Annotated in this window: 3 protein-coding genes; 2 read left to right on the top strand and 1 reads right to left on the bottom strand. The window is 53.4% G+C overall.

The annotated features are described in order from the left end of the window. Positions 1 to 102 precede the first annotated feature (102 nt). Positions 103 to 525, top strand: a complete 423-nt coding sequence (locus ACK59L_RS21350) for a hypothetical protein (protein ID WP_409275914.1) — start codon at positions 103 to 105, stop codon at positions 523 to 525. 226 nt (positions 526 to 751) lie between these two features. On the opposite strand, the gene ACK59L_RS21345 is transcribed toward ACK59L_RS21350, so the two are convergent. After that, positions 752 to 1,186, bottom strand: a complete 435-nt coding sequence (locus ACK59L_RS21345) for a hypothetical protein (RefSeq protein WP_409275912.1) — start codon at positions 1,184 to 1,186, stop codon at positions 752 to 754. A gap of 345 nt (positions 1,187 to 1,531) precedes the next feature. On the opposite strand from ACK59L_RS21345, the gene ACK59L_RS21340 reads away from it, so the two are divergent. Continuing rightward, the coding region (locus tag ACK59L_RS21340) for a TrlF family AAA-like ATPase (protein WP_409275910.1) at positions 1,532 to 4,229 on the top strand (2,698 nt) is incomplete at its 3' end.

The following is a 4,229-nucleotide window of genomic DNA, read 5'->3' as shown; positions in this document are numbered from 1 at the left end:
ATTTCATTGATCTTGGGGTGGTGCGCATTGCTTTGCTGGTGATGAAAGATTATAAAGGGGTGTGGTTCTTTATCTGAAGGTCCTACTTATAAGGAGGTATGGATGCGCGTTCCAATTTTCCTACGAGATGTAAGGCCTAGAAAAGGAAATTTCGCCAGAATAAAGAAGAAAATTCACAAAAATTGGCCTGGAGCCGAACCAATACTACTCTCGCATGCTGGTACGCTTCTTTCAAACTGTCTTGGCTACCAAAGCTATCACCAGCTAATTAGATCCTCATCTGACTGTCCAACGGCCGTGACTCCTAAGCTGGAGGATTTGTGGAGACACAGCCTGCCGATTGTGGTTGGATGGCTAAAATTAGATGCCCCTGTTAGCCAGGAGGAATTAGATAAGATAGCCCTGTTTATACAGGCTTGGCCTTTGACGTTGCTTACAGCTTATCGCGATGATTATGATCTTGAATTATTCGAGGCTTTGCTGGCGAAAGTCGGCACGTCGTGGGCCAAAAATAATAGTGTTTGAGTAATCGGTATTCGGCCTGTGTTCAGCAAGTTTTGTGCGATGTCATGATTTTATTCGTTTGACTGCGCGAGGGACGATGGTTCACGTTGGGATACCCGAAGCCCTCAAGGTAGATCAACGGACCCAGCTGGTGTGCAGCCGCTGGCAAAGGGGTGGGCTGCCCCTGCTTCTGAAAGACGCTGGATGTCTGCGTTCTCCCTACATGCGCTCGGCTAACCGCTCGCGCCTAATGGCTTGGAGGGAAGTAGCATTTGCGGCTGTAGCTGACCAATCTGCGCCAATCGACCTTGTATTCATGTTCCCCAAGATAAATGCTGTGATCTGATGGGCCAGCGATGATCGCCTCCGCTGGGGCGATCGTTTCAAGTATCACGCCACCCTTGCCGATAGCGTTCAAGCCGCTCGCGAACATCCGAGCCTTATCTTCCTGGGGGCTCCACGCGGTGCCGACACTGCCAAGCTCCAGCCGATCAACATTTTCGCCGCGGTACAGCACCAAATCGGGTCCTTGGTATCGGGGTAGCCACGTCCACAGCATATCCATCAACAATTCATCATCGCCGACTAGCGCACGGATGTAATGATGAGAGACATGCCATTGGTTATGGAAACGATCTGCAAGCTTCCTGTCCTCGGGGCCACGCGTGATCAGCTCCCTCATAAGCTGGCCCCATTCGCTCCTATGTCTATCGATGTCAGGGCTGTCCAGAAGTGGCCGAAATTCGCTACCACTCAGTATGTGGTTTAGGAGTGTCGGGTAACCTGAGAGCGATTCGTTGTTGGCTGGCAAACCTTCTTCACCTTGCAAATGGATTCTGGAGAGGATAACTGAATACTTAGTACCGGAAGACAAGCGCCCCGTCGAAGGACCAGCATACGCCACGACGTAGGACAGCGATTCGAGCCTGGATCACCTTGTCGGTGATGGCAACGCGACATACCATCTGGGTGCCCCGCGGCTTGATAAATACGGGTGAGGGCGATTCCAAACAAGGGAAGGTTCGTGATGGCGATTCAGAGCGGCAGTGAGCGCGGTTCAGAGTGGCGGTTATGGGATTTGCATATTCACACCCCGGCCTCGTTTGAGTGGCGGGGTTCGAAATTTGATCTGAAAAATCCGGGTTCGCCTGCTAACACAGCCCTTGTAGATGAGATGATCAAGGCGCTTAACGAGGCGGAGCCCGCGGTCTTCGCATTGATGGACTACTGGACTTTCGATGGCTGGTTTGCGCTCAAGCGGAGGTTGGCTGAGCCAGGCGCGCCGGAGCTGACCAAGACAGTTTTTCCAGGAATTGAGCTTCGGCTTGCAGCCCCAATGAAAGGGCGATTGAACGCCCATGTCCTCTTCTCCAACGAAATCGAAGACCAAGCTCTCAAGGACTTCCTTTCCCTTCTCCGAATCGCGTTGGTCGATAGGCCGCTGTCGGATGCAGCTCTCATTGATTTTGCACGTGAAGTGCCTGACGCAATGCTGACCCGGCACGGAATGAAGCGAGACGTGGTGGCTGATGATGACGAGCAGGCCTACATCGCCGGTGCGAAAATAGTCGAGTTGACCTGCGAAAGCTACAAAGAAGCCATCGCCAAGGTTCCAGGTGACCAGGCTATTGGCTTCATGCCGTATGACACCAATGACGGGCTTAGTGATGTGAAATGGACTGAGCACTACGCCTACTTCCTAGGCTTGGTACGCTGCTCTCCAATTTTCGAGAGCAGGAATCTCGATGTCCGCTCAGCGTTTGTGGGCGAGCAAACCCTAGGTAATGCCAAGTTCTATGCCGGCATCAGGAAAGGGTTAAACGACGTATCCAGGTTGGTCGTAGCTGGAAGTGATGCTCACTGTTTCGTCGGAACTCCGGGCAACAATGACCGACGTGGCTACGGTGACTTCCCTTCGGACAAGAAAACGTGGATCAAGGCCGATCCTACGTTCCAGGGGTTGCAGCAAGCAATTCGGGAACCTGCGAAGCGTTCGTTCATCGGGCTTACTCCACCGAAGCTGGAGCACATCGCTGGCAACAAAACCTATTTTATTGACCATCTCCGGATCGCTAAAGCCACAGGGTCGACTTTGCCATCGCGCTGGCTAGATGAGGTCACGCTACCGCTGAACTCTGACCTGGTGGCGATCATCGGCAACAAGGGCAGCGGCAAGAGTGCCTTGGCTGACGTCCTGGCATTACTGGGCCAATCACGGCAGACCAGCCATTTCTCCTTTCTTCGGAAGGAACGGTTCCGAGGGAAGAGCGGGGACCCAGCGCGACATTTTGAAGGCACACTCGTTTGGCATGACGGTACCGTGGTCAATTGCAACCTCAACGACAACCCTCCGGCGGAGAAGGTTGAGATGGTGCGGTACATCCCTCAAGGCCATTTCGAAGAACTCTGCAATGGCCATGTTACGGGTGAGTCCAAAGCGTTCGAAAAGGAGCTTCGGGCAGTTATCTTCTCTCATGCCGACGACTCGATTCGCCTGGGTGCGCTGGATTTTGACCAGCTAATCGAGCAGCAGGAGAGCACCTTCCGGCTTCAGCTCAATGAGTACCGCAAAGATCTTAAGCGGGTGAACCTTGAAATCGCGAGTTACGAGGGGCAGCTCAACCCGATTATCAAGAAAACGCTTTCCGAGCAGCTAGAACTGAAAAAGCGGCAGCTTGCCGAGCATGAAGCATTGAGGCCTCAGGCCATAGAGAAGCCTGCGGCTGAGCTTTCGACGGAGCAGCAAGCGTTCGCTGATGAGCTTGAGGCAATCGCGGTTCAACTCAAGGCGCTAGATGAGCAACAAACCCAGGCCATCGAGGTTACGTCGCGTTTGGCAGGGAAGAGCAAAGCTGCGAAGGACGCCCGGGAGCAGGTTCGTTTGCTTCAGCGTACGTACGAGCAGTTCATGAACGACACCAAGAAGGATCTCGACCTCTTGGGCTTGGCGGCTTCAGATCTGGCCAAGTTAGAGGTGAATTTGGCCCCATTGGATCAGCTTCAAGAATCACTTTTAGTTGAGCAGGCAGCGTTGGTTGAAAGGTCTAGTGCCGCGGAGGAAACCCGTCAGTCCTTGGTGGAAAAGCAAGCTGTCGCCAGAACGAAGCTGGATGAGCCGCAGCTGGTTTATCAGAATCACCTGCAAGCCCTGGAGGAGTGGCAGCGAATCTATCAGAACCTGATCGGTACTGATGATGCTCCGGAGACAGTGAAGGGCCTTGAGGCCCGGTTTGCGCAGATCGATGCAGTCCCCGGGTTATTGGATGCGCATAAAAAACGCCGACGAGAGTTGGCAGGTGAGATCTACGACATTCTGGACAGACAGCGCAGGGCTAGGGAGGCCTTGTTCCAGCCTGTCCAGGAGCTTATCCAGGGTAACAGCCTCATCCGCGAGGACTACAAGCTTCAGTTCAAAGCAAAGCTCGGAGTCTCTATTGATTCATATGCTGCCAACCTATTCACCGTGCTGAAGCAGAATGTCGGCGAGTTTCGGGGTGATGACGAAAGCTACAACACGGTTCGCCGGTTAGGTGAGGCAGTCGACTTCGATCGCCGAGATGCGGCTGTGGAGTTTGCTCAAGCCTTGCATGACAAAATCGCAGCCGCAGCTTCAACGATTGGTGACAGGGTTGAGCATGGCATTGACTCGATGCTCCGCAAGGACAAAAGCGCTGCCGACGTATACGACCTTCTGTTCGACTTCTCCTACCTGGAACCACGTTATT

It is taken from the genome of Pseudomonas sp. KCJK9111 (assembly GCF_046231935.1).
GTDB classification, from domain to species: Bacteria; Pseudomonadota; Gammaproteobacteria; order Pseudomonadales; family Pseudomonadaceae; genus Aquipseudomonas; species Aquipseudomonas parafulva_B.
This window is presented reverse-complemented; position numbering and strand designations above follow the sequence as displayed.

Bases quoted from the DNA above. Each gene is read 5' to 3' on its own strand.
- ACK59L_RS21350 (WP_409275914.1), top strand. From the start codon at position 103: ATGCGCGTTCCAATTTTCCTACGAGATGTAAGGCCTAGAAAAGGAAAT.
- ACK59L_RS21345 (WP_409275912.1), bottom strand. From the start codon at position 1,186: ATGAGGGAGCTGATCACGCGTGGCCCCGAGGACAGGAAGCTTGCAGAT.